Below are 24,139 nucleotides of genomic sequence, written 5' to 3' on the forward strand. Positions count from 1 at the left end.
GGGTCAAGGGCGGCGCGCCGGCGGGCGCGGGTCGAGGGCGGCGCGCCGGCGGGCTCGACGCACGTCCCTGGCAGGGGCCGCGGAGGCCCGGCACGGGAGGGCCGCGGGACGCCGCCGATCCGGGGCGCCCCGCCGCGCCGGTCCGGGCGCGCCGCCCCCCTGCGTTGCGCGCGCCGCCGCGGCGGTCCATATGGACGGGCGAACCCAGAAAGCGGAGGCCCGCGCGCCGATGGACGATCCGATGACCTTCCTGTCGATGTTCGACTCCAGCTCCGTGGTGCTGGTCGTCGTGATCGTGTTCCTCGCGATCACCCTGATCCTGGGGGTGCGCATCGTGCCCCAGTCCGAACAGTACGTGGTCACGCGCCTGGGCAAGTACCACCGCACGCTGGCTGCGGGCGTGAACCTGATCGTGCCCTATCTCGACCAGGTCCATTCCAAGATCTCGATCGCCGACCAGGTGGTCAACGACGTGCGGCTCGACGTCGTCTCGCGCGACAACGTGGTGTTCTCGATCGAGCTGCTCTGCGTCTACCGGGTGGTGAAATCCGAATACGCCGTGTTCCGCGTCTCGGACGTCTCCGAGCTGGTGATCGGCCTGATCAAGAGCCTTGTGCGCTCCGAGATCGGCAAGGTCGAGCTCGACGCCATCCAGCAGGAGCGCGACAGCCTCAACGTCGAGATCCGCCAGGCGCTCGAGGCCGCGGCCGACGACTACGGCATCAACATCTCGCGGGCCGAGATCACCGACGTCGAGCTCAAGCCCGAGACCCAGCGCGCCATGGCCGAGGTGCTGGAGGCCGAGCGCATGCGCCGCGCCGCGATCCTGCGCGCCGAGGGCGAGAAGCGCGCGGTCGAGCTTGCCGCCGACGCCACCCTCTACAAGCAGCAGAAGGAGGCCGAGGCGCTGATGGTCACCGCCAACGCCACGGCCGAGTCCAACCGCCTGATCCGCGACGGCATGGCCGAGGGCGGCGAGGCCGCCGCCCGCTTCCAGATCGCCGAGCGCCAGATCGAGGCGTTCCAGAAGCTCGCCGCCTCCTCGAACTCGAAGATCATCGTGCTGCCGGGCGACGCCACCGACGGCTTCACCCGCGCGGCCACCATCCTGGCGAAGGACTGAGCCGATGCTGGCCCTGTGGCTGAGCGACCCGTGGATCTGGCTGGGGATCGGCCTGGCGCTGCTGCTGGCCGAGCTTCTGGTCTCGGGCTACGTGCTGCTCAGCTTCTCCTTCGGGGCCTTCGCCATGGCGCTGGGGCTGATCGTGTGGAACGTCGGCCTCGGCCTGGTGCTGCCCGCGCCCGCGGGGATCGGCGGGCTGCTGGCGCTGCTGCTGACGTGGATGCTGTTCTCGGGCCTGGCGCTGGCGCTGATCTGGCGCTTCTGGCGCGGCCGCTCCCGCGGGCCCGACGATCCCGACGACGACGTGAACGAGTTCAGGAACAGCCTCTGACGCGCCTCCCGGCCTGCGCCGGCGCCACCGCCCGTTCCGCTATTCCGAGACCGCCCTCGACCACCGCCGGATGCGCTGGTCTGGCTACGGCATCATGGGCGTGGGGTTCGAGGCGGGCATCTGCGCCCATGCCTTCCACGACGCCCGCGGCCGCCCGATGGACCGATGGACCATCGGCGCCTGCCTCGAGGAAGGCCACGACGCCGAGCGTTTCGCCCATGTCGAGGCCTGCGTGGCGGCCAACTGCCGGCCGACCCCGCCGCCCGGCTTCTTCCTGGCGCCTCCGGTCACCAAGGCGCGCGAGGGCGCCGACCTAGGCCCCGAGCTCGCGCCCTGTGCTGGACCTGCCGGCGCCCGCAGCCCGGGCCCGACGGCGCCTGGCGGGAGTGCGGGACCTGCAAGACCTGAGGACGGATGCGCGCGATCCGCGAGGCCTTAACGCAGGATAGAATTCAATTATACAAATATTAATTTACCCCTGCGTCAGCTTGTTGCCCTGCCCGCGTGTGGGTGGGAGACGGTGAGCCTCTCCCCGGAATTCAGGACCGGAGCGGCCGCGCCGCTCCGCCGACTTCGGGACATTCAGATCATGGCGTTTCTGGCAATCACCGTCGAGACCATGGACGATTCGGGCGAGGGCAGCCTGCGCGCCGCCCTCGACTCGGCCGCCGCGCTGACCGCGGACGACACGCTCTCGATCACCTTCGACGCAAGCCTCAGCGGGCAGACCCTGTTCCTTCAGTCCCAGTTGGTCGTCGACAGCGACGCGCGCATCGTCCTTGACGGCGACATCGACGGGGACGATGCGCCCGACATCGTCATCGCGGGCGACAGCGACCGGAACGGCGTCGTGGTCGCCGCCCACTCGCGGCAGTTCTTCGTCGAGGATGGCGTCCGCGTCTCGATCGCCTCGGTGCTCTTTCAGGACGGCGTCGGCCTGGGCGACGAAGCGGCCGGCGAGCAGGGCGGCGACGCCGTCGCGGGCATCCTGATGGTCGAGGGAACCCTGCAGATCCTCGAATCCGGCTTCACCGGCGCGGCAAGGGGCGGGAACGGACAGAACGGCGGAGACGGCGACGCCGGAGGGGTCGGCGTCCTGAAGCTCGGCGGCGAGATCCTGCCCTCGCAGTTCGGCATCGGCGAGGACTCGTTCAGCTTCCCCGGCCAGTCCGTCGGCGGCGCGTCGGGCGAGACGGCGCTGGGCGAGCTGCGGGACGACGCCGAGGCGGTGGAGCTGGTCGCCATCGGCGCGTCCGGCGACGACGAGATCGACCTGTTGTTCGACGACGCCCCGCCGGGCCTGCTGGGCCTGAGCGGGAACGACCGACTGGCCAGCTCGGCCGGCGTCTCGCTGTTCGGCGGCAAGCGCAGGGACTCGCTGACTGGCAGCATCAGGTTCGACGAGCTGAACGGCGGCGGCGGTAAGGACGAGATCGACGGCGGCCTGAAGGGGGACACGATCTCGGGCGGCGGCGGCAAGGACAAGATCGTGTTCCAGAGCGGCGCGAGCGGCTTCTCCGATCTCAAGATTCGCCAGAAGGGCGACGACGTGCAGTTCAAGTACGAGGGCGGCGCGATCATCCTCGAGGATGCCGACAAGGACGATTTCTGCGGCCGCGACTTCCTCTTCGCCTGACCCCGGGAACCGGACGCCCCCCCGAGGGCGCCGCTCCGGCTCCTCCGTGCGAGGCTTGCGAAGGCCCCTGGCGGCGGGGTTCGACGGCCCCGTCCCCGAACGCGAAAACGCCCGCCGGTCGGCGGGCGTTTCTGCGTTCCGGCGTGGGGGCCGGAGAGGTGATGGTGGGCGCGGCTGGGATTGAACCAGCGACCCCTACGATGTCAACGTAGTGCTCTCCCACTGAGCTACGCGCCCGTCACGAGGCGGGTGATTATCTCCCGCGGAGGGGGGTGTCAACGCCTCGCGCCCGGGAATTCCGCGGGAAGGCCGCCCCCGGCCCCGATGCGTCGCCGAGGCCTGTCCGACGCCTGCGCCCCGCCCGCGCGACGACGCCCGGACAGGGACGGGCGCGGCCCTGTCCGGCCTCAGAACGCCTTGAAGGTCAGGGTGGTGTAGGTCCGCTCGATCCCGTCGATGTCGTGCAGGTTCTGGTTCACGAAATGCCCCACGTCGACCTCGTCCTCGACGTAGAACTTGGCCAGCAGATCGTATTCGCCGGAGGTGGAGTAGACCTCCGAGGCGAGCTCGCGCCGCGCCAGCGCGTCGGCGACGTCGTAGGCGCGGCCCAGCTTCGTTTTCAGCTGCACGAAGAAGCACTGCATCGGGGGATCCTCCGGGTTTTCGGGGCGGGCGTTTCGAGCGCGCGCTCCGCCCGCCTTACCAGTCGATGAGCGTCCGCGTCAGGGGGCTGTCGGCCTCGGCCAGCGGCGCGACCACGTCGAAGTGATGCCGGCCGGGGTCGACGACCAGCCGGGTCTCGGCGAGCCCGCCCCACATCGCCGCGATCAGCAGCGACTGGCGCAGGAACTCGGGCCGCTCGTCCTCGCCCACCCACGCGGCGAGCCGCACGCCGGGGGCCGGCTCATGGAGCGCCGCGCTCTCGGCCGCGGCCTCCTCGGCGTCGAGCTGCAGCCCCTCGTTCATGGCGGTGAAACGCAGCGGCCGAAGGTCGTGCAGCCCCGAGATCGAGACGATGCGCGCCACCCGCGAGGCCGCCTCGGGCGACAGCGGAGAGCCCACGCACCCCAGCCGCGAGACCAGGTGCCCGCCCGCCGAATGCCCGGCCAGCGCAACGGGGCCCGCGACCAGCCGCGCGGCCTCCTCCACCGCGCGCGCGACCTGCGGCACGATCGAGGCGATCCGCGCGCGCGGCGCCAGCGTGTAGGAAGGGACGGCCACGGCCCAACCCCGCGCCACGGCGCCGGCGGCCAGATGCGACCAGGTCTCGCGCCCGAAGCGCAGCCAGTATCCGCCGTGGACGAACACGGCCACGCCCTTCGGCTCGCCCTCGGGCAGGAACAGGTCCAGCCGCTCGCGCGCCGAGTCGTTCAGGCCGCCGGGATAGGGAAGGTCGAGCTTCGCCCGCGGGCCCATCGCCTCGCGGAACGCCTGCGCGTCCGCGGGCCAGCGCTCGAGATAGGAGGCGGCCTCGGGGATGTGGCCGCCGTTGTCGTAGGCCTCGGTCCAGTCCGAGAGGCTCGGGCGGTCGAGCGGCCGCTCGGGCGGGGGGAGGGAGGGCCGGAAGCCCAGCATGGGACGGCCCTCCCGCCGGCGTCAGATGGCGCCTTCGATCCACTGCTTGAGCGCCGACTTGGGCGCCGCGCCGACCTTCGACGAGGCGACGGCCCCGTCCTTGAAGACCAGCAGCGTGGGGATGCCGCGCACGCCGTAGCGCGAGGCGGCGTTGGGGTTCTCGTCGACGTTCAGCTTGACGATCTTGACCTTGCCGTCGAGCTCGCCGGCCAGCTCCTCCAGCGAGGGGCCGATCTGCTTGCAGGGGCCGCACCACTCGGCCCAGAAGTCCACCACGACGGGGGTGTCGGACCCGATCACGTCGTTCTCGAAGGTGGCGTCGGTCACGGGGGTCGTGCCCATGGTCGCTCTCCTGAATTCGGCGGCGTCCGGAAGTCCGGCGCCGGGAGCCAAGAAGCTAGGTAGGCGGGGCGGACGGGTCAAGATCGCGCGTGCGCCGGGGCGCCAGGGCGCAGATATGGGGTCTCTGCGGCGCCACGGCCCCCGGACCGGACCGCCGGCGCCGCCGGAGGGACGTGGCGGAAGCCCGCCGCGCGCCCGCACCCTGCGCGCGGCGCCGGAGGGCTCCCCCGCCCTCAGACCGGCTCGGCGGCGGGGTTGGGCGGATCGGCGGGCTCGGCCAGCCGATCGGCCCTGGGATCGGCGGCCAGGCGGTCGAGCGCGGCCTCGAGCGCCGCGGGGGCGAGCACGTCGAGCCGCCCCGCCCCGGTCCAGAACAGCGCCGCCTCGATCTCCGCGCCGGGGTGGAGCTGGCTCAGCGCATGACGATAGGCCGCCATCTGGCGCAGGTAGGCCTCGGGCGTCGCCTCGGGCCTAGGGCCGGTCTTCCAGTCCAGCAGCCGCACCCGCCCAGGAGAGACCGCCAGCCGGTCGACCCGTCCCACCAGCCGCAAGCCGCCGGGCAGCTCGGCGCTCAGGCTCGCCTCGGCCAGCGCCTGAGGGGTCAGCCAGGGCGCCGCGTCGGGGTGGGCGAGGGCGGCCAGCGCCTCGGCCACGCACCCCGCCCGCACCGCCTCCGACAGCTCGGGGTGGGCGGTCGCGAGCAGCGCCTGCGCCCGCGTCTCCCGCAGCGCCTCAGGCAGAGGGGGCAGCACTTCGAGCAGCATGTGGATCGCGTCGCCGCGCCGGCGCGCCGTCTCGCGGTCATGGAGCGCGGCAGCGGGAGGCGTGGGGGCATGGGGCGGGGGGGCGTGTGCGGCCGGGGCCGCCGCCTCCCCCTCGCGATCGAGCGCGCTCGCCGCCACCCGCCGCCGCGGTCGCGGCGTGGGGAGCGGGCGCTCGGAGGCGTCGGGGGCGAGGCGGAAGGGCCCCCCGGCAGGGGGCGCGTCGGGGCTCGCATCGGGGGTCGGGGCCGCCGCGGGGCCGGTCATCGCAGGCGGGGTCCAGCCCTCGGACAGGCTCAGGACATGGTCGAAGGGCTCCGCGTCCAGGCAGTCGGGCGCGGCGATCTCGGCCGCGTCGCAGGCCTCCAGCGCCTCGGCGACGCGGGCGTGCCAGCTGCCCTCGGGATCCGCCTTCGCCCCCAGCGTCCCGCAGACCAGAAGGCGGGATCTCGCGCGGGTCAGCGCCACGTAGAGCAGGCGCAGGGACTCGTCGGCCTCCCGCTCGGCCCGCGCCTCCTTGGCCGCGGTCATCGCCGGCGCCTCCTCGGCCTTCGGCGAGGCCCACAGCGCCACCGGCGGGTCGCAGGGATGGGCCAGCACGTCCGAACCGGGCGGAGATTTCGTGGGTCCCGCGTCGGCCAGGATCACGAAGGGCGCCTCCAGCCCCTTGGCCGCATGCACCGTCATCACCCGCACCGCATCGCCTGCGCCGTCCATCTCCCGCTTCAGGGTCAGGTCCTCGGAGGCTTCCATGAAGGCGAGGAACCCCGGCAGGGTCGGCGTCTCGGTCGCCTCGTAGGCCAGCGCGCGAGCCAGGAGTTCGTCGACCGCGTCCTCCTCCTCCGGGTTCAGGCGGGCGCGGATGCGGGCGCGGCCGCCATGGCCGACGAGGGCGCGCTGCAACAGTTCGTGCGGACGCTCGTAATCCGCCGCCCCGACCACGTCCGAGAGCAGCGCCGCGGCGAGCGGATGGGCCGCCTCGGCCCCGCGCACCGCGTGATAGAGCGAGCTTCGCCCCCGCCCCAGCGCCAGCCCCTCGAGCGCCTGCGCCGAGACCCCGCCCAGCGGCGAGCGCAGGACCTCGGCCGTCGAGAGGTCGTCGTCGGGGTCCAGCGCCACGCGCATCAGCGACAGCAGGTCCCGCACCGCCAGCGAGGCGGTCAGGCGCAGCCGGTCGGCGCCGGCCACCGCCACGCCGCGCTGTTTCAGACGGTCGACCAGCGCGCCGGCCAGCGTGCCCCGCCGGCGCAGCAGCACGATCACGTCGCCCGCGCGCATCCGCCGCCAGCCGCCCTCGGCCTTGGGATCGGGGATCGCGGCGGTCTGGATCTGCTCCTCGACATGGGCGGCCACCGCATCGGCCAGCCGCAGCACCGGGGCGCGGGCGGGCAGCGCGTCGACCGGCAGATGCCAGGCGGGGGGCTCGGCCTTCTCGGGCGTCTCGAACAGGGGCCACAGGTCGATCCGGCCGGGCGCCGCGGCATGGAAGGCGCGGTGGCGCGGGGTCTCGGCCTCGGCGGTCAGGGCGGCGGCCGCGCTCTCGAAGGCCGCATCCACCAGCCGCAGGATCGAGGGGGCCGAGCGGAACGAGAAGTCGAGCGAGCTCTCCTGCAGCGCCGTCCCCTCCCCCGCGGCGGCGGCCGCGGCGAGAAACTCGCGGAAGTGCGCGCGCATCCGGCCGAACTCGCGCGGCGCGGCGCCCTGGAAGGAATAGATCGACTGTTTCTCGTCGCCGACCGCGAAGACGGTGCGGGGGCGGTCCTTCGCGCCCTGCCCGGCCAGGAACTCCTCGGCGATGGCGCGCACCAGGGCCCATTGCGGGGGCGAGGTGTCCTGCGCCTCGTCGATCAGGATGTGATCGAGGCCGCCGTCCAGTTTCCACAGCGCCCAGGCCGCGGTCTCGGACGTGGTCAGCAGCGCGCCGGCCGCCCGGATCAGGTCGTCGAAGTCGATGGCCCCGGCGCGGGCCTTTTCGGCCGCATACATCGTCATCACCGCGCGGGCATAGCGGTGCAGGTCCATGGCCTTGTCGAAGCCCGCATGGGCCAGCCGCATCGCGCGCAGCTCCTGCGCCTGGTCCGAGAGCTGTTCCAGCAGCTCGGTCGTCCAGGGGTGCGCCTCGGCCACCGCCTTGGTGGGCAGGCGCGAGAGCTTGCGCGGCTCGCCCCCCTTGGTGTGCATCGCGGTCTCGACCCCGAGGGCGGCGGCCAGGGCGTCGCCGGCCTCGAGCGCCTGCCAGGCGGGGCGCAGCTCGTCGGCGAATTTCGCGTCGGTGCTCTTGCCCCTGGCCATCACCTCGAGCAGCCGGCCGAGGTCGTCGGCCTCCATCCCCGAGACCTCGCGCTCGGCCGCCGCCTGCCAGCTCGCGGCGGGCGAGATGTCGAAGGCCGCGCGCAGCAGCGGCTCGGGGTCGTCGGGGAACAGGTCGCGGGCGCCGAGGATGGCGGCGGTCAGGCTCTCCATCCCCTGCTCGGAGAGGCGGTCGGCGGCGGCGTCGAAGGGGGCGCCGGCGCCCGCCGCCTCGGCCTCGCTCGCCAGCCGGTCGCGGATCTCGTCGAGCATCCCGGCGCGGGCGGCGTCGTCGAGCTCCTTGAACCCCGGAGGGGCGCCCGACTCCAGCGGGAAGCGACGCAGGAGCGAGGCGCAGAAGGCGTGGATGGTCTGGATCTTCAGCCCGCCCGGCGTCTCCAGCGCCTCGGCGAACAGTTTTCGGGCGCGGCGGAGGTCGGCGCGCTCGGGCGCTCCGGGCAAGCCGAGGTCGCGCAGGGTCGCGGAAAGCCGCGCGTCGTCCTGCAGCGACCACTCGCCCAGCAGGGCGAACAGGCGAGCCTGCATCTCGGCGGCGGCGGCGCGGGTGTAGGTCAGGCAGAGGATCTTCTCGGGCTTGCACCCATCCAGCAGCAGCCGCGCCACCCGCCGGGTCAGCACCGAGGTCTTGCCCGACCCCGCGTTCGCCGCCACCCAGGCCGAGGCCCCGGGCGCCGAGGCCCGCACCTGCGCGAGCGTGGCCTCATGGGGGGCCTCATGCGGGACGTCGTGCGGGGCGTCGTGCGGCGCGCTCATTCCCCGTCCTCCGAGCCGGTCCACTCGCCATGGCGGGCGAGCTGGTCATAGTCGCCGACGAACTCCTCTCGCGGCAGCCGCTCCCGGCTGCGATAGCCCTGGGCGGGGTCGTCGTAGCGGGTCACCAGCTCGGCCAGCTCCCCCCAGGCGTCCCCGGCCGAGCGCTTGACGAGGTCCACCACCCGGCTGGTCCCCCCCGCGCCTGTCCCCGAGAGCCCCACGTATTCCAGGTGGGTGACCGAGGCCGCCTCGACCCCCTCGAACCCGCCCGCCTCGGCGATCGCGGCCTCGAGCTGGAGCTGCACGTTGTAGACGCCGATCTGCTTCTCGGAAGGGGGCATGCCGCTCTTGTAGTCGTAGATCGCGAGCCCCCCGGCGCCCTGCCGGTCGATGCGGTCGGCCATGGCCGAGAGGGTGAATTCCCCCGCCGGCCCCGCCAGCAACCGCTCGCCCCGCGCCTCGAGGGCCGCGACCTCGCCGCGGGCGCGGCGGCCGGCCTCGCCGGTGGCGATCCAGTCGGCGGCCCGCGCGATCCGGCTCAGCCAGAGGCGGCGCTGCGCGGGCCAGGGGACGTGGTCGGGCAGCTCCCGGGCGGCGGCCGCCAGAAGGGCCGCGCGAAGCTCGGAGGCCGGCGCGGTGGAGGGCAGCGGGGCGATATCGCGCGCAAACGCCTCCATCACCGCGTGCAGGGCCACGCCCATGTCGCGGGCGTCGGGGGCGCGGCCCAGCGGCTCGAGCTTCTTCAGGCGCAGGACGTGGCGGGCGTAGATCGCGAAGGGATCGCGCACCAGCGTCTCGACCGCGGTGACCGAGAGGCGGCGGGGCCGCGCCTCGACCCGCGGGGTCGGGGCCGGGCGCGGCTCGGGCGCCACGGGGGGGCCCGCGTCCAGCCCATCGGCGGCGCGCAGCAGCGCCCGGCCCCGCGCCCGCATCCCCGCCAGCGAGTCCGCACTGGCCCCCTCCAGCAGGTTCTGCAACCGCACCAGCCAGCGCGCCGGGTTCGTGGGCCCCCCGTCGTCGCGCCTGGCCCGGCTGAGCACCGCCCGCGGCGCGTTCGCGGCCATCAGGAAGTCGTGCGCCGCCAGCCCGATCCGCCGTTCGGGCGAGGCGAGGCCCAGCTGCTCGCGCAGGCCCCGGTTCAGCCAGGGGTCGGGGGCGGGGTGGCCGGGCCAGGCGCCCTCGTTCAACCCGCCCAGGATGGTCAGGTCCAGCGTCTCGGCCCGCGCCTCGAGCGCGCCGAGGATGCGGATCCGCTCGGTCACCCGCTCGGGGCGCGGGCGCGACTGGCGGGATCGGATCAGGGCGGTCCAGAGCGCGCCGTAGGCGGCGGGGATCAGCGCCTCGCCATGGGCGGGGGCGGCCTCGGCCAGCTCGTCGACAAAGCGGCGGGCGTCGGCGCCGTCGGCGTCGAGCCACAGGGGCGGGCCCTCGGCCGGGTCGCGGTCCGGGTCCTCGGGGGGGAAATGCTCCGGCCCCAGGCTCAGCGCCTCGGCGGCGGCGCGGTGCAGGGCGACGCAGGCGGCCGCGCCGGAGGGCGGCTCGGCGAGCGGCGCCAGCAGGGCGCGCAGCCAGGCAAGCCAGGCGTCGAAGCCCTCGGGCGCCTTCGCGGGGCGGAGCGGGTCGGAGCGGCGCGCGTCGAGCCGCGCGGTCATCCGATCCCAGTCAATCTCGCGCGCGCCGCCGCGCAGCGCCTCGCGGGTCAGGAACCCCAGGCAGCGCAGGTGGGCGCGGCGCGCGGGCGCGCAGGTCAGCGGGTGGCGCAGGAGGGCGGCCAGCGCCTCGGCGGTCATCGGGCGGCCGATCCGGCCGGCAGCCAGACCCAGGAGGATGCCCGGCGGGGTCAGGCCCAGCGGACGGCCGGCGCTGTCGTCGGGCTCGATCCCCCAGCGGCCAAGCTCGGCCTTCACCCGGCGCGCGAGCACCTGGTCGGGGGTGACCAGTGCGGCCACGCCGCCCGCCGCGGCCTCGGCCATCAGGGCGCCGGCGATGGCGGCGGCCTCGTCGCGGGGCGTCTCGGCTTCCAGCAACGCGAGGTTCTCGGTCGCCGTGGGCGCCTCGGCGGCCAGTTCCTCCAGCGCGTCGAGCCAGTGGTCGGTCACCGGCGCCGGGCGCAGCGCCTGGGTCAGCAGGCGCAGGCGGGGGCGCGAGGGCGGCTGCGCCTCGCCCCACGGCGCCACGTCCTGCGGCTCGAGCCCCAGCGAGGCGACGAAACGGGCCTGGAAATGGTGGGGATGTTCGGGGCGCGGGGCCTCGCCGACCAGCTCATCCCACACGTCGCGGGGCATCTCGGGGTCCCAGCCGGGCAGCACCACCGCCCCGTCGGGCAGGCGGGCGACGGCGGCCAGAAGCTCGGCCGTCGCCGGGGTCGAGGCGGTGGAGCCCGCGGCGATCACCGGATGGGCCGGGGGGGCCTCGGCCCAGTCGGCGGCGAGCGCCGCCACGGCAAGGCGCCGGCGGGTCTCGGGATCGGGGGCGCCGTCGTCATTGGCCTGCACCCAGGCGGGCCAGTGCTCGGCCGCGATGGCGAGAAACCGGGCGGTCAGGTCCCAGTGGCGGGCGTGCTGCTCGAGGTCCAGCGCCTGCAGGTCCTGCGCCTCGCGCCCCGCCGCTTGCAGTTCATCCAGCAGGCCGCGCAGCGACATCGCGAGCGCGGGGGCGGCGACGGGATCGCCGAACTCCGGATTGGCGGCGAGGAACGCCTCGGTCAGCCGCATCAGCGCGAGCGTGCGTCGCAGGGGGCCCGAGCCGGCGGGGATGCCCGAGAGGCGCGCCTCCTCGGCCATCTCGCCGACATAGGAGATCCGCGGCAGCCAGGCCGCCGTCCGCCCCGCCTCGAGCGCCGAGGTCACCGCCCGCCCCGTGCGCCGCGTGTTGAGATAGAGCTGCACCCGCGCGATCGCCTCGGGCGCCTCGCCGCCGGGCGATGCGGCGAGCCGCGCCCGCAGGCCCTGCGCGAGCGCGGCCGAGAAATCAGCCCCCGGGGGGACATGGAACACCCGCGGCGAGGGCGAGGGGGCGAACAGGCTCATGACGCGGCCAGCAGGGTTTCGGCGGCGGCCAGACCCTCGGGCGTGCCCACGTCGACCCAGGCGCCCTCGTGCACCACGGCGAAGAGCCGGCCCGCGGCCAGCAGCCGGTCCCAGACGAGGTTGGTCGAGAACGGGCCGGGCGGCCCGTCGGCGAACGCCCCCGGCCGGATGATCTGGGCGGAGGCGTAGATGTAGGGCGCGCCTTCGGCCGCGCCGCGCCGCACCGGGCGGCCGAGGCCGGCGTGGAGATCCTCCAGGAAGAAATCCCCCGCCCTCGTGTAGGCCACGGCGTCCTCGCGGCGCACGAAATGCAGGAGCGCGTCCATCCGGTCCTCGTCCCAGGCCTCGGCCAGCGCCGGCAGCGGCGCCGCCCCGGTCCAGATCGCGTCCGAGTTCAGCACATAGACCGGCGCCTCGCCCAGCAGCGGCCGCGCCTTGCGCACGCCCCCGCCGGTGTCGAGCAGCGCCTCCGTCTCGTCGGAGAACACCACGCGGGGGGCCTCGCGGGCCGTGAGATGCGCGCGGATCTGCTCGCCAAGGTGGTGGAGGTTGACCACCGCCTCGGTCGCGCCCCCCTCGGCCGCGCGGTCGAGCGCATGGTCGATCAGGGGGCGGCCGGCGACCGGCAGCATCGGCTTGGGCGTCACCGCGGTCAGGGCGCCCATGCGCGTGCCCCTGCCGGCCGCCATGATCATCGCGCGCGCGGGGCTCATGCGCGCGCTCCCCGCAGGCGGGCGAGCGTCGCAGGCTCGGGCGGCGGCACGTGGGCGGAGACGAAGTCGCGCAGCCCGGCCAGCGCGGGGTGCTCCAGGTCGCGCGCAAGATGCGCCCAGACCCGCGGGATCAGGTCGAGGTAGCCGGCCTTGCCGTCGCGCAGGCGCAGGCGGGCGAAGATGCCCACGATCTTCATGTTGCGCTGGGCGGCCAGCAGGGCGGCGGCGGTTCCGAACGGCTCGGCCCCCTGCCCCGAGGCCGCCAGGTATCGCGCCGTGGTCGCGGCCCGCAGCGCATGGGAGGTGTCGCGCCGCGCATCCTCGGTCAGGGAGACGAGATCATAGGCCCCGTGCCCGCGCAGCGCGTCCTGGTAGTCGATCAGCCCCACCCGGGCCGCGCCCTTGCGCTCGGGCAGCCACAGCAGGTTCTCGGCGTGGAAGTCCCGCAGGGCGAGCGCCGCGCGGGCGCCCTCGACCGGCGCCATCGCCTCGCGAACGCGGCCGCGGAAATCCTCGGCCAGCGTCGCGGAGCTCTCGCCCAGGCCCGCCAGATACCATTCGGGCAGCAGCATCGCCTCGCGCTCGAGCGCGGCGGCGTCATAGGGGGGGACGGCATGGTCGCCTGCGGCTTCGGGGGCGGGCTCGGCCTGCAGCTCGGCCAGCAGTTCGGCGGCGGCGAGGTAGAGGGGGGCCTCCAGCGCCGGCTCCGCGGCGCAGACCCGGGCGTAGAGCGCGTCGCCCAGATCCTCGATCACCGCGAAACCGGTGGCGGGATCGGCGGCCAGGATCTCGGGCGCCGAGAAGCCGCGGGCGCGCAGGGCGGCGGTGATCCCGAGGAACGGGACCAGATCCTCGCCCTTCTCGGGCGGGGCGTCCATCAGCACGGCGCCGGCGCCGCCGGGCCCCGCGCGCATCCGCTCGTAGCGCCGGTTCGAGGCGTCGCCCGCCAGCGGCGCGATCGCGGCCGAGGCCCAGCCGGCCTCGGCCAGGAAGGCCGCGCGCAGGGCCGCGCGATCGGGGACGGCGGGGGAGGCGGCAGGGGTGTCGGGCACGGGCGCTCGCGGGTCGGGGTGCGGGAAGGGTGTTCTGGGATCGACGCCGGGGGCGCGTCAAGCCTGGCGATCGGGCGGGAAGTTCCGGGGGCTCAGGCGTCGAGCGCGGCCAGCGCCGCCGCCCAGCCCGGACCCGTGGCGCGCGCCTGCATCTCCCGCCCCTCGGCGTCGCCGGGCGGGAAGGCGAGCGCGATCTCGAGGCGCCGGGCGGGGGCGAGCGGGCCGAGGCGGTCGGGCCACTCGATCAGACACACGGCCTCGTCGAAGGCGTCCTCGAGGCCCAGTTCGGGGATCGCCGCGGGGCCGGCGAGGCGGTGCAGGTCGGCGTGCCAGATCTCCGCGATGTCGCTCTCGTAGGTCTGCACCAGGGTGAAGGAGGGCGAGGGGATCTCCTCGACCCGGCCCTCGCGCGCCAGGATCGCGGCGATGGCCGCGCGGGCGAGCGCCGACTTGCCCGCGCCGAGATCCCCCGAGAGCAGCACCGCGTCGCCCGGCGCCAGCGCCAGGCCCAGCGCGGCGCCGACGCGGTCGGTCGCCTCGGCGTCGGGCAGCAGGCGGCGCAGCAGGGGCGAGGCGTCGGATCGCGAGGGCGCGGGCATGGCGACTCCGGAAGCGCGGGGGGCGGTCGCGCGCGATCATCGCAAGCCCGCCGTCCCGGAGCAATGGCCCCCGGGGGCAGGACGCCGGCCGCGCCCGGCGGGACCGGCGGCGCGGGGGCCCGGGTCGAGCCCGCGGCGCCTTCCCGGCCGGACGCGCGGCGACCGCATGAGCTGGGGAGCGCCACCCCGGCGGGCCGAAACGACGTGGCCGATGGAGCGGTGGCCGGCCCGGCGCGTGACCCCTGCCCCTTGCGCGGCACGGTCGACCAGGCCCCCTGGCGCCCGGCCTCGGCGGGGCTGGGCCGGCTTCTCGACCCGCGCCCGGCGCGGTCAGGCGACGGCGGAGGCGCGTCTCTGGCCGGGGACGCGCAGGGCCTCGACGGGGAGGGTGCAGGTCACGCGGCGCCTGGGGCCGCCGGCCTCCTCGCGGCGCTCGATGCGGACGTCGCCGCCGTGCAGTTCCGAGAAGCGGCGGACCAGCGCGTGGGCGAGGCCGCGGCGCAGGCGGGCGTCCTCGGCCTCGCCGGCGGTGTCGGGCGCATCGGTCCAGATCTCGACCTCGCCGCCCTTGCTCAGGGCGCCGGCGCGCACCTCGTCGCCCGGGCCCGCGCGATGCACCGCGTCGGTCACTAGGTTGAACAGCAGCTGGCGCACCCGGGCCGCGTCGCCGCTGACCTCCTCGACGGCGCCGGCCGGCGCGGCGGCCTCCAGCGACAGGATCACGCCCCGCTCGCCCGCCCGCCGCCGCGCCATCTCCAGCGCCGAGACCAGCGCCGCGCGCAGATTCACCCGCTCGGGGGTCAGCGACAGCACGCCGGCCTGGGCCGAGGCGAGGTCCGCCACCCCGCTCAGCGCCGACTGCACCTCGGAGGCGGCCTCGAGCACGCGGTCGATCCGGGCCAGCGCCTCGGGCGTGGCGCCGGCGTCCTCGGCCTCGTCGCGCAGCGCCAGGCCCAGCCCCAGGATCCGCGCCAGCGGCGAGCGCACCCGGCTCGACACCTGTTCGAGCAGCGCGCCGCGGATCTCCTCGGCCGCCTCCAGCGCGGCGGTGCGCTCCAGCGTCGCCCGCTCGGCGCGCGAGGCGTCGGTGACGTCGGTGAAGGCGGCCAGCACCGAGCCGTCGGGCAGCGCGGCCACCCGCACCCGCAGCCGGCGACCGTCGGTCAGCGTCGCCTCGTCCGACCAGGCGGCGCGGTCGGCCGGCGCGCCGAAGAACGCCGCCAGCCGGTCCCAGACCGCGGCCGAGGGGCTGCGCGCGCGGAACATCGCAAGCGTCTGGGCCAGGCGCAGCGGCTCGGCGCCGCTCTCGGCCGAGCGCAGCAGCTCCAGCGCCTCCTCGGTCTCGTCGCGCGGGGCCCAGATCGCGGCGAAGGCGGGGTTCATGAACCGCGCCGCGCCGTCGGGCCCGAAGGCCACCACCCCCTCCTCGAGCCGGTCCATCACCGCGCGGCGGATCTCGGTCTCGGTGGCGAAGCGGCGCTCCAGCCGGGCAGTCTCCGAGACGTCCTCGAACAGGAAGGCCACTGCGCCCTGGGGATGGGGGCGGGCGACGACGCGGATCTGCAGCTCGCCGGGCAGGTGCCAGACCTCGGTGCGCTCGGGTCGGTCCTGGCCGCCCTCGGCGCGGAACAGCTCCAGCATCTCGGCGCGCCAGAGCTGGAAATTCTCGTGATCGGGCAGCCGGCGGTTGGCGCGCAGCTTCTCGAGCACGTCCGACAGCGAGGGCCGCCCCGCCAGCCACGCCGGATCGAGCCGCATCAGCGAGGCGAAGGCGGGGTTGAACAGGCCCAGCCGCGCCTCGCGGTCGAAGATCGCGAGGCCGATGGCCAGATGCGCGAAGGTCTCGGTCAGGGTCTCGACGAAGCGGCGCAGCGCGCCCTCGGCATGCACGGCCGAGGCGGCGTCGACGCCGTAGCCCAGCGCCCCCCCGTCCGCGGCCGGAAGCTCGGTCAGCTCGAACCAGCGCCGCTCCCCGGTGCGGGCGTCGAAGACCGAGCGGCGGCCCTCCGGCGGGCGGGCCCCGTAGCCGTCGCCCCCGTCGTGGCGCAGCTCGGGCAGCGGGGCCGCGTCGGTGCCGTAGGCCTCCTGCGCGCTGGCCAGCCGGCGGTAGAGCGCGTTGCCCCACACGATGCGTCCCGCAGGCGAGCGGCGCCAGGCGAGCAGCGGCGCGGCCTCGAGCGCCTCGGCCGCCTGGTCGCGGTCGGAGGCGAGCATCGCCAGCATCCCGCGCAGGCGCGCGATCTCCCGCCGCGCGGGGCCCGCGGGGGTCAGCGCGAGGCGCGCCTCGCCCGCCTCGGGGCGTCCGGCCAGCTCCCACGAGCGGCCCTCGCGGTCGTCGGCAAGGGCGCGGAACGGGCGGCCGTCGGCCTCGAGCGCGCGCAGGGCGAGACCGAGGTCCGCGGCCCCCTCCACCGGGGTCAGGCGGGCGACGAACGCGTGCAGCGGGCCGGCCTCGGCCGAGAGAAAACTGCGGGCGGCGCGGTCGCGGGCCAGCACCCGGTCGCCCTCGATCCGGAAGCACAGGCTGCGCGGCGCCTCGCCCCCGGCCGGGTCGGACCCGGACGCCTCGGACGCGCCCCGCGTCGCAGGCGAGCCCCGGGAGGCCATCGGCGAGAGCCACGAGGCGCCGCCGCGGAGGCTCGCGCCGTCGCTCCCCGCGGGCAGACCCGCGCCGTCGGTTCCCGCGCGGAGCCCCGCGCCGTTGGTCCCCGCGCGCAGACCCGCGCCCTCGGTCCCGGCGCGCAGGCGCGGTCGGCGACGGATGACCGCCATCAGGGTGACGAGGGCCGCCCCCGCGCAGGCGAAGACAACCGCGAGGGACATATCGCCTCCGGTCCCGAGCGTGTTGCCCACCACGGCGGAGGCGGCCGTCAGAAGGGACGTGACTTCGACAAGTTCCAGCACCGGCGATCCCCCGGGCGTGCGGGCGGCCGGTCGCCGCCCCCTATATCAATTCAACCTATACGAAAGTCTCCGCAGATCAAACACTCCCTAACGAGAACGGTTCGTTCTCGCCCAGTGGGCCGCGGGGCCGCCCCTCGGGCAGATCGAGGGCGCCGCGGGGCCACACCGCCTCGACCACGGCGCCGGGGGCGCGGGCGGTCTCGGGGAACAGGCGGATCTCGGGGTCGCGGGCGTCGGGGGCGCGGGCCTCGGCATCGCCGCCGTTGGCGAAGCTGACCCGGGCGCCGGTGCGCTCGAGCAGGGTCTTGGCGATGAACAGGCCGAGGCCCATCCCCTCGTAGCCCGCCCGCGCGTCCTCGGGCGAGGCGTCGGCCTCGGGATCGGCAGCGGGGCCGGCGGGGGGGCGGGGCTTGCGGTCGCTCGTCGTGGCGGCCGAGGGCGTCGCGGGCGCCGAGGGTCCGCCCGCGCCCGCGGCCGGGCGCATCCGGGCGCGGACAAAGGGATCGCCCAGCCGGCCCAGCATGTCGCCGCCAAAGCCCGGCCCGTCGTCGCCCACCGCGATGCGCAGCTGGCGGTCGTTCCAGTCGATGTCGATCCAGACGCTGGCTTCGGCGAAGTCGACGGCGTTCTGCACGAGGTTGCGCAGGCCGTGGATCACCTCGGGCCGGCGCATCGCCTCGGGCTGGGGCGGGGGCGGATCGGTCAAGGGGCGGCCCTGCAGGCGCAGGATCACCCGCTTGCCGCGGTCGCGATGGGGGCCCGCGGCCTCCTCGACCAGACGATAGATCGGAGCGGTGCGCACCTGCCGGTCGTCCTTGCCGGTGGCCGAGAGCTCGCGCAGGATCTCGCGGCAGCGCTCGGCCTGCTGGCGGATCAGCTCGACGTCCTCATGCAGCTCGGGCTGGTCGCGCAGCTCCCGCGCCAGTTCGCCGGTGACCAGCTTGATGGTGGCGAGCGGCGTGCCCAGCTCATGGGCCGCGGCGGCGGCGAGCCCGCCGATCGCGGTCAGCCGCTGCTCGCGCCCCAGCGCCTCCTGCGCGGCGCCCAGCGCCTGGGTCATCGTCCACATCTCGGCGGTCACCCGGCGGGCGTAGCCGGCCACGAAGGCGAGGCCGGTCATCATCGCCACCCAGCTTCCCACCACGATCAGCGGCGGCGGCGCCACGGACGAGCCGTCGGCGAAGACCAGCGGCACATGGGCGAGCGACAGCAGGCTGATCTCGGCCGCCGCGAACAGCCCCAGCACCAGGGTCGAGCGCAGCGACAGCGCGGTGGCCGAGACGATCACCGGCGCCAGCATCAGCAGCGCGAACGGGTTGGTCAGCCCCCCGGTCAGGAACAGCAGCATGCCGAGCTGGGCGAGGTCGAACAGCAGCGTCAGCGCCACCCCCCGCTCGCTGAGGCGCTTGTTGGGGGCATGCACGGCCTCGGCGACGATATTGAGGCTGACCGAGGCCGCGATGGCCCCGAAGCAGGCGCCGATCGGCAGCTCCATCTCCAGCACAAGGTCGGCGAACAGCACCGCCGCCCCCTGCCCCAGCGCAGCCAGCCAGCGCAGCGAGGTCAGGGTGCGCAGCCGCACCCAGTCCACCCGCCCCCGCGCGGGAATGCCGAAGGGAAGTCCGTCTGCCATGCCTCCCGTATAGCTCGCCGCCCCCCGGCAGGGAAGCGGCCGGCGCGGGGCCCGGCCTCGCGGCGGCCGGCGAGGCGACCCTGCCTGCGCCGCCGCACGGCGGATTCGGCCTCTCTCGCGCCTCGCTCCCGCGCGAGGCCGGCGCCCCGGGGCTCCCGCGCGAGGCCGGCGCGCCGGGGTGGCGGCCTCGGCGCTTTCGGCATGGCATTCCCTGGGGTCATCTCCAGCCGGCCCGGAGACGGCGAGGGAGGGGACCCATGCCCGGGAAATCGAAGTTCAAGCACACGCCCAGGCTGGCCGACGCGTTCGCCTCGCCCGCCGAGCTGCTGATGCGCATCTGAAACGCCGAGGACTATGACGAGACCTTCGACAAGACCGGAAAGAAGACCGGCGAGCTGACCCTGACCGGCGACGGCTTCACCGCCGTGCTGCGCGTCTCGCTCGACAAGAAGGGCCGCCCCAGGGACATCGAGCGGGTGGATATCGCCGACGCCGACGGCGCCCGGCTGGCGCAGGGCACGGGGCTCGAGGCCGATGTCGACGACTTCTTCGAGGACCTCGACCGCGCCCTCGACCATCTTCTCGACGGCGACCTCGACGGGGCGCCGCATCACCTCGCCGACCTCTACGACACGGCGCCGATCCGCTTCGTGGGCGCCCGCCGCGCGGACCGGATCCTGGGCGCCGAGGGCCAAAACGCGATCAAGGCCAGGGGCGGCGACGACGTCGTGCTCGGCTCGCTGGGCAAGGACAAGGTCAACGGCGGCAAGGGCGACGACGGGATCTACTACGGCGCGGTCGAGGTGAAGCCCCGGCAGACGGGGGTGAGCGCCGACCTCGAGAAGCACAAGGCCGTGATCGACGGCGACCGGCAGACGATCAGGAGATTCGAGGCGCTGGGCGGCACGCGTGGGCAGGACAAGCTGGCGGGCGACGACCGGGGCAATGTCCTGTCGGGCGGCGAGGGGAACGACACGCTCGAGGGCGGCGGCGGGACCGACGCCCTGACCGGCGGCGCCGGCGAGGACGAGTTCCGCCTGAGTTCGGAGTCCGGCGCCGACCTCGCGACCGACTTCGAGGTCGGCACGGACCGGATCCGCGCCAACGTCGGCTTCCCCGACCTGACCTTCGCCGACGTCGAGGGCGGGACGCAGATCCGAACCTCCGGCGGCGACCTCGTGGGCACGATCGCGGGCGTGGACGCGGCAACTCTCGACGGGGCGGCCCACTTCCTCTGACCGCGCAGGTCGGACCTCCCCGGCCCGGGCGCCCTCTCGCCTCCCGTCGAAGACCCGGCGCGGCCTCGCGTCGCGCGGGGTTTCTTCGAGGCCCGCGGTCGGCCATTTATGCGCCGCGGAGGGGCCCCCCGCCCCCGCTGTCGGAGGATCCCCCCATGCCCAAGCCCAACGCCGCCCGCGCCGCCGCCTTCGCGGGCCTGGCCGTCGCCGTTGCCGGGCTCGGCGCCGGCGCCTGGTTCGCCTTCGGCCCCACCGGGGGCGACGACCGCTTCGCGCAGTGCCGCTCCTCGACCGTGGCGCCCGGCGCCGCGAGCATCGGCGGCCCGTTCACGATGACCGACCACACCGGCGCCACCGTCACCGATGCCGAGGTCATCGACGGCCTGACGCTGGTCTACTTCGGCTACACCTTCTGCCCCGACGTCTGCCCCTTCGACACCGCCAACATGGCCCAGACGACCGAGATCCTCGAGGAGCGCGGGATTGACCTGACCCCGGTCTTCGTCACCATCGACCCCGCCCGCGACACGCCCGAGGCGCTTTCGGACTTCGTGGGCGCCCTGCACCCGCGGATGGTGGGCCTGACCGGCACGCCAGAGCAGACCGCCGCCATCGCGAAGGAATACAAGGCCTACTACGCCAAGCAGGGCGACGACCCCGAGGTCTACCTGATGGACCACTCGACCTTCACCTACCTGATGGCGCCGGGCGAGGGCTTCCTTGATGTGTTCCGCCGCGACATCCCCCCCGCGGAAGTGGCCGACCGGGTGGCCTGTTTCGCCGAAAGGTTGTGAATCGGGCGGTTTTTTCGCGTCGTTGCGACGTTCCGTCCGCGCGCGCCTTTGACACGGCGCTCGATTTCCATAGTGTCCCCCCAGATTCGCCGGGCGAACGGGAGACACGCTGTCCATGACCGACCAAGAAGAAGACGACCGGGCCCCGAGGGACATCGGACCCGACAAGTCGCTCCTTGTGCTTGACGACGACGAGCCGTTCCGCCGCCGCCTGACCCGAGCGATGGAGCGTCGCGGCTTCGAGCCGACCCCGGCCGAGAGCGTGGCCGAGGGGCTCGCCCTCGTCCGCCGCGCCCCGCCCGCCTTCGCCGTGATCGACCTGCGGCTCGAGGACGGCAACGGGCTCGACGTGGTCGAGGCCCTGCGCGAGGCGCGCCCCGACAGCCGCATCGTGGTGCTGACCGGCTACGGCGCCATCGCCACCGCGGTCGCCGCGGTGAAGATCGGCGCCACCGACTATCTCGCCAAGCCCGCCGACGCCGACGACGTCGAGGCGGCGCTGCTCTCCGAGGGCGAGCAGAAGCCGCCCCCGCCCGAGAACCCGATGTCGGCCGATCGCGTCCGCTGGGAGCATATCCAGAGGGTGTTCGAGCTGTGCGACCGCAACGTCTCCGAGACCGCGCGCCGGCTGAACATGCACCGGCGCACGCTGCAGCGTATACTGGCCAAGCGCAGCCCTCGCTGAGGGCCGGCTCCGCACAGACCTTCCCAAGGGCGCCGCACTCCGGCGCCCTTTTCGCGTCGCCCCTTCGGCCGCCCGCTCCGAACGGCCCGCGAAGCGCCTGGTCCCCGCAGCCGTCCGTGGCGGGCGCTCATCGCAGCCGTGCCGGGGCCGGGACAGGGACCGCGCAGCCGACCGCCGCGGGGGGCCCGGGCTCGATCCGGTCACCGGCGGGGCTCAGGCGTCAGGCGGCGACGAACGGGTTCGGGGACCGGGCGCGTCCCTGCTCGCTCGCGGGTTTGGAAGCGGGGCGCCTTGCGCCCCCCGTCCCCGGAAAGGCATCGTCCCTTCCTCCCCCCAAGGCCGAGGCGCCCAACCATGTCCGACCTTCTCTATCTCACGCGCGCGGACGTCGAGGGGCTGGGGATCACCGCCCGCGAGATGACCGACATGCTCTCGCGGCTGCTGCGGGGGTTGGGTTCGGGGACCTCGGCGAACGCGCCCAAGGGGACGATCCGCCGGGCGGACGGGCGGCTCTGCATGGCGATGCTGGCCGCGTCCGAGGATCCGCCCCGCTTCGCGACCAAGTCGCTGGGCCTGTCGCCGGCCAATGCGGCCGCGGGCCTGCCCTCGATCGGGGCGCTGATCTGCCTGCACGACGCCGCCACCGGCCATCCGATCGCGGTGATGGACGGCGACTGGATCACCGGCGTGCGCACCGCGGCCCTCTCGACCCTGGCCGCCCTTCACCTGGCCCGGTCCGACGCGCAGGTGCTCTCGCTGATCGGGACCGGCGTGCAGGGCGCCTGCCACCTGGCGCTCTTCACCCAGGCGTTCCCGCTGACCACCGTGCGGATCTTCGGCCGCGGCCGCGCCAATATCGAGAAGCTGGCCGCGCAGGCCCATGCGCTCGGCCTCGCCACCGAGGAGCGCCCGTCCCCGCAGGCCGCGGTCGAGGGCGCCGACCTCGTCGTCTCCTCGGTGACGCCGACGCCGGAGCTGCCGCGCTTCCTCGACCCCGCCTGGCTGGCGCCGGGGGCGTTCGTGTCGATGGTCGAGCTTGCGCGCGCCTGGCAGGTGGACCGCCTCGCCGGCCGCGCCCGCGTCTTCGTCGACGACCTCGAGCAGGAGCGCCGGATGGAGGATCCGCTGCTGGCGTGCTCGCTGATCGAGGGCGACCTGGCAGGCCTTGCGAGCGGCGAGGCGACCGGGCGGCGCGACGCCTCCGAGATCACCGCCTTCGCCTTCCGCGGGCTGGCCCTGGGCGACCTGGCGCTCGCCGCGCTCTGTCACGAGAAGGCGCTCGAGGCCGGCGTGGGCCTCCGCCTGCCCCGCTGAGACCCCGCCCGGGACCTGCCCGCACCGGCCCGTCCGCCCTGGCCTGTCCTCCCCCGCCCGGCCCGCCCCAGCCCGGCTCGCCGCAGCCCGGCTCACACCGTCCTGCCCGCGCGAGGCTCCGGCTCAGGGCCGGGGCGCGCCCGGCGGCGCCGTCCCGCCGCCGATCCCGGCCGCGTGCGGACGGCGGGCCCTGCGGGGTCTCCGTCGCCGCGCAGGCCCCCCTGAGACGGCCCGCAGATCCCGGGCGCCGACCTTTCCGGCCAGGCGCCCGCGCCCCCGGGCGCGAGGGTGGGCGGGTGGGGAGCGCTCGGGGGCGCGCGCCGCCCCCCCGGGGCGGCGCCCCGCGTCGCCCGGCCCTGAGCGGGCCGCAAAGCCGAAGGGGGCCCGCAGGCCCCCTCCGTCGCGTCGATGCGGACGGGATCACTCCACCAGCTTGACCACCACCGTGTCGGAGATCTCGACCTCGATCGGGTCGCCCTCGTCCAGCGAGGCGACGAAGGCCCGCGCCTCGTCGTTGGTCAGGTGATAGCGCACCACGTTCCCCTCGGGCGAGCTGAACACCGCCACGTCGGTCTTGTCGTTCCACACCACGAAGCGCATCACCGAGCGGGTCAGCTTGCCCCCCACCATCGCCGGAGAGCCGCCCGCCGAGGCCTGGGTCGAGACCACCTCGGATTCGGTGCTTCCGGTCTCGTCGGTCCCTTCGGCATGCCAGGCGGTGATGGCGCGGGTGCGCAGGGCCTCGACCACGTCTCCCGGCTGCACGCCGATGGCGCCGGACATCTCGGCCGGGGGACGGTGCACGAAGGTCTCGCCGGTGGCGAGGTCGCGCATCATCACCTGGCCCGCCGCCATGTCGACCGACAGCACCTCGGCCCGGGTGCGGGTGGTCTCGGCGACCGAGACGCCGTCGGGGGCGTCGAGCGTCGCCCCGGGCTCGGTCGCGGCGCAGGCGCCCAGCGCCAGCAGACCGACGAGCGCCACGGCGGCGCGCGCGGCGCGCCGGGGGGCGCGGGCGTGCGCAGGCATGGTTTCGCTGTGGTCGCGGCGCGGACGGATCATCTATCGGACTCCCTGACTGACCGCGACAGGGAGCCCGCCCGGCCCGGTCGCGTCAAGCCCTCGACGCCCCTCGGCCGCGCCCCGGCCCCCAGGCGCGGCGCCGCCGCCCCACTCGACTCCTCGCGGCGTCGCCGCCCCACTCGACTCCGCGCGGCGTCGCCGATCCGCTTGAGCCAGCTTGGCGCCGCCGCCTCGGCACGCTCTCCCCGCCCCTTGCAGGGCGCGCCGCCGCGTCCCCGCAGGCCGCCGCGGTTGACTCCGCCCCGTCCTGCGCGTATCTGCCCC

General features: G+C 75.2%; 19 protein-coding genes and 1 tRNA gene. 8 read left to right on the plus strand and 12 right to left on the minus strand.

The annotated features are described in order from the left end of the window. The first annotated feature begins 229 nt into the window (after nucleotides 1-229). The 4 genes from AAC134_RS11800 to AAC134_RS11815 all read left to right on the plus strand — a co-directional run bounded on the left by AAC134_RS11800 (nucleotide 230) and on the right by AAC134_RS11815 (nucleotide 3,090). Nucleotides 230-1,123 carry an SPFH domain-containing protein gene (locus AAC134_RS11800; protein ID WP_339949288.1) on the plus strand — a complete coding sequence of 298 codons (894 nt, stop codon included), beginning with the start codon at nucleotides 230-232 and terminating at the stop codon, nucleotides 1,121-1,123. A 4-nt stretch (nucleotides 1,124-1,127) separates the two neighbouring features. After that, nucleotides 1,128-1,454: a hypothetical protein gene (locus AAC134_RS11805; RefSeq protein ID WP_339949289.1), complete on the plus strand. Its 327-nt coding sequence runs from the start codon at nucleotides 1,128-1,130 to the stop codon at nucleotides 1,452-1,454. 70 nt (nucleotides 1,455-1,524) lie between these two features. Continuing rightward, a complete protein-coding gene (locus AAC134_RS11810; protein WP_339949290.1) occupies nucleotides 1,525-1,893 on the plus strand; it encodes a hypothetical protein in 369 nt (122 codons plus the stop codon). Between the two features lie 150 nt (nucleotides 1,894-2,043). Then, on the plus strand, nucleotides 2,044-3,090 hold the full coding sequence (locus tag AAC134_RS11815) for a hypothetical protein (protein ID WP_339949291.1): 1,047 nt from the start codon (nucleotides 2,044-2,046) through the stop codon (nucleotides 3,088-3,090). Between the two features lie 162 nt (nucleotides 3,091-3,252). Here the strand turns inward: AAC134_RS11815 and AAC134_RS11820 are convergent. The 11 genes from AAC134_RS11820 to AAC134_RS11870 form a co-directional block, all read right to left on the minus strand. Beyond that, nucleotides 3,253-3,327 (minus strand) — tRNA-Val (locus AAC134_RS11820). A 170-nt stretch (nucleotides 3,328-3,497) separates the two neighbouring features. After that, complete coding sequence (locus AAC134_RS11825) at nucleotides 3,498-3,734, minus strand: Lrp/AsnC ligand binding domain-containing protein (RefSeq protein WP_339949292.1); 237 nt, start codon at nucleotides 3,732-3,734, stop codon at nucleotides 3,498-3,500. Between the two features lie 55 nt (nucleotides 3,735-3,789). Then, the gene (locus tag AAC134_RS11830; RefSeq protein ID WP_339949293.1) at nucleotides 3,790-4,665 is read right to left on the minus strand and encodes an alpha/beta hydrolase; all 876 of its coding nucleotides are present in this window, start codon (nucleotides 4,663-4,665) and stop codon (nucleotides 3,790-3,792) included. 21 nt (nucleotides 4,666-4,686) lie between these two features. Further along, a complete protein-coding gene (gene trxA / locus AAC134_RS11835; protein ID WP_339949294.1) occupies nucleotides 4,687-5,007 on the minus strand; it encodes a thioredoxin in 321 nt (106 codons plus the stop codon). Between the two features lie 233 nt (nucleotides 5,008-5,240). Next, on the minus strand, nucleotides 5,241-8,831 hold the full coding sequence (gene addA / locus AAC134_RS11840) for a double-strand break repair helicase AddA (protein ID WP_339949295.1): 3,591 nt from the start codon (nucleotides 8,829-8,831) through the stop codon (nucleotides 5,241-5,243). After that, the gene (addB, locus tag AAC134_RS11845) at nucleotides 8,828-11,860 is read right to left on the minus strand and encodes a double-strand break repair protein AddB (RefSeq protein ID WP_339949296.1); all 3,033 of its coding nucleotides are present in this window, start codon (nucleotides 11,858-11,860) and stop codon (nucleotides 8,828-8,830) included. The genes addA and addB overlap by 4 nt, the downstream gene beginning before the upstream one ends. Next, on the minus strand, nucleotides 11,857-12,573 hold the full coding sequence (locus tag AAC134_RS11850) for a nucleotidyltransferase family protein (protein ID WP_339949297.1): 717 nt from the start codon (nucleotides 12,571-12,573) through the stop codon (nucleotides 11,857-11,859). The genes addB and AAC134_RS11850 overlap by 4 nt, the downstream gene beginning before the upstream one ends. After that, the gene (locus tag AAC134_RS11855; RefSeq protein WP_339949298.1) at nucleotides 12,570-13,625 is read right to left on the minus strand and encodes a phosphotransferase; all 1,056 of its coding nucleotides are present in this window, start codon (nucleotides 13,623-13,625) and stop codon (nucleotides 12,570-12,572) included. The genes AAC134_RS11850 and AAC134_RS11855 overlap by 4 nt, the downstream gene beginning before the upstream one ends. Nucleotides 13,626-13,717: 92 nt before the next feature. Continuing rightward, complete coding sequence (gene tsaE / locus AAC134_RS11860) at nucleotides 13,718-14,224, minus strand: tRNA (adenosine(37)-N6)-threonylcarbamoyltransferase complex ATPase subunit type 1 TsaE (protein ID WP_339949299.1); 507 nt, start codon at nucleotides 14,222-14,224, stop codon at nucleotides 13,718-13,720. 330 nt (nucleotides 14,225-14,554) lie between these two features. Beyond that, the gene (locus tag AAC134_RS11865) at nucleotides 14,555-17,047 is read right to left on the minus strand and encodes a PAS-domain containing protein (protein ID WP_339949300.1); all 2,493 of its coding nucleotides are present in this window, start codon (nucleotides 17,045-17,047) and stop codon (nucleotides 14,555-14,557) included. Between the two features lie 157 nt (nucleotides 17,048-17,204). Beyond that, nucleotides 17,205-18,761 carry an ActS/PrrB/RegB family redox-sensitive histidine kinase gene (locus AAC134_RS11870; protein WP_339949301.1) on the minus strand — a complete coding sequence of 519 codons (1,557 nt, stop codon included), beginning with the start codon at nucleotides 18,759-18,761 and terminating at the stop codon, nucleotides 17,205-17,207. A 425-nt stretch (nucleotides 18,762-19,186) separates the two neighbouring features. Here AAC134_RS11870 and AAC134_RS11875 point away from each other — a divergent pair, with 425 nt between their 5' ends. From AAC134_RS11875 to AAC134_RS11890, 4 genes are all read left to right on the plus strand, one after another. After that, nucleotides 19,187-19,999: a hypothetical protein gene (locus AAC134_RS11875; RefSeq protein ID WP_339949302.1), complete on the plus strand. Its 813-nt coding sequence runs from the start codon at nucleotides 19,187-19,189 to the stop codon at nucleotides 19,997-19,999. 155 nt (nucleotides 20,000-20,154) lie between these two features. Beyond that, complete coding sequence (locus AAC134_RS11880; RefSeq protein WP_339949303.1) at nucleotides 20,155-20,793, plus strand: SCO family protein; 639 nt, start codon at nucleotides 20,155-20,157, stop codon at nucleotides 20,791-20,793. Between the two features lie 115 nt (nucleotides 20,794-20,908). Continuing rightward, nucleotides 20,909-21,478 (plus strand): ActR/PrrA/RegA family redox response regulator transcription factor, encoded by a 570-nt coding sequence (locus AAC134_RS11885; RefSeq protein ID WP_092858341.1) that lies wholly within the window; start codon nucleotides 20,909-20,911, stop codon nucleotides 21,476-21,478. Nucleotides 21,479-21,832: 354 nt separating this feature from the next. Further along, a complete protein-coding gene (locus AAC134_RS11890) occupies nucleotides 21,833-22,792 on the plus strand; it encodes an ornithine cyclodeaminase family protein (protein WP_339949304.1) in 960 nt (319 codons plus the stop codon). A gap of 420 nt (nucleotides 22,793-23,212) precedes the next feature. Here AAC134_RS11890 and AAC134_RS11895 read toward each other — a convergent pair whose 3' ends face one another. After that, entirely contained in the window at nucleotides 23,213-23,854 is a 642-nt protein-coding gene (locus AAC134_RS11895) for a hypothetical protein (protein WP_339949305.1), read from the minus strand. Nucleotides 23,855-24,139: the final 285 nt, after the last annotated feature.

It is taken from the genome of uncultured Albimonas sp. (assembly GCF_963977235.1).
GTDB lineage: Bacteria > Pseudomonadota > Alphaproteobacteria > Rhodobacterales > Rhodobacteraceae > Albimonas.

Excerpts from the sequence above, each read along its gene's own strand:
- AAC134_RS11800 (WP_339949288.1), top strand. The coding sequence starts at position 230 with ATGGACGATCCGATGACCTTCCTGTCGATGTTCGACTCCAGCTCCGTG.
- AAC134_RS11805 (WP_339949289.1), top strand. The coding sequence starts at position 1,128 with ATGCTGGCCCTGTGGCTGAGCGACCCGTGGATCTGGCTGGGGATCGGC.
- AAC134_RS11810 (WP_339949290.1), top strand. The coding sequence starts at position 1,525 with ATGCGCTGGTCTGGCTACGGCATCATGGGCGTGGGGTTCGAGGCGGGC.
- AAC134_RS11815 (WP_339949291.1), top strand. The coding sequence starts at position 2,044 with ATGGCGTTTCTGGCAATCACCGTCGAGACCATGGACGATTCGGGCGAG.
- AAC134_RS11825 (WP_339949292.1), bottom strand. The coding sequence starts at position 3,734 with ATGCAGTGCTTCTTCGTGCAGCTGAAAACGAAGCTGGGCCGCGCCTAC.
- AAC134_RS11830 (WP_339949293.1), bottom strand. The coding sequence starts at position 4,665 with ATGCTGGGCTTCCGGCCCTCCCTCCCCCCGCCCGAGCGGCCGCTCGAC.
- trxA (WP_339949294.1), bottom strand. The coding sequence starts at position 5,007 with ATGGGCACGACCCCCGTGACCGACGCCACCTTCGAGAACGACGTGATC.
- addA (WP_339949295.1), bottom strand. The coding sequence starts at position 8,831 with ATGAGCGCGCCGCACGACGCCCCGCACGACGTCCCGCATGAGGCCCCC.
- addB (WP_339949296.1), bottom strand. The coding sequence starts at position 11,860 with ATGAGCCTGTTCGCCCCCTCGCCCTCGCCGCGGGTGTTCCATGTCCCC.
- AAC134_RS11850 (WP_339949297.1), bottom strand. The coding sequence starts at position 12,573 with ATGAGCCCCGCGCGCGCGATGATCATGGCGGCCGGCAGGGGCACGCGC.
- tsaE (WP_339949299.1), bottom strand. The coding sequence starts at position 14,224 with ATGCCCGCGCCCTCGCGATCCGACGCCTCGCCCCTGCTGCGCCGCCTG.
- AAC134_RS11865 (WP_339949300.1), bottom strand. The coding sequence starts at position 17,047 with ATGTCCCTCGCGGTTGTCTTCGCCTGCGCGGGGGCGGCCCTCGTCACC.
- AAC134_RS11870 (WP_339949301.1), bottom strand. The coding sequence starts at position 18,761 with ATGGCAGACGGACTTCCCTTCGGCATTCCCGCGCGGGGGCGGGTGGAC.
- AAC134_RS11880 (WP_339949303.1), top strand. The coding sequence starts at position 20,155 with ATGCCCAAGCCCAACGCCGCCCGCGCCGCCGCCTTCGCGGGCCTGGCC.
- AAC134_RS11885 (WP_092858341.1), top strand. The coding sequence starts at position 20,909 with ATGACCGACCAAGAAGAAGACGACCGGGCCCCGAGGGACATCGGACCC.
- AAC134_RS11890 (WP_339949304.1), top strand. The coding sequence starts at position 21,833 with ATGTCCGACCTTCTCTATCTCACGCGCGCGGACGTCGAGGGGCTGGGG.
- AAC134_RS11895 (WP_339949305.1), bottom strand. The coding sequence starts at position 23,854 with ATGATCCGTCCGCGCCGCGACCACAGCGAAACCATGCCTGCGCACGCC.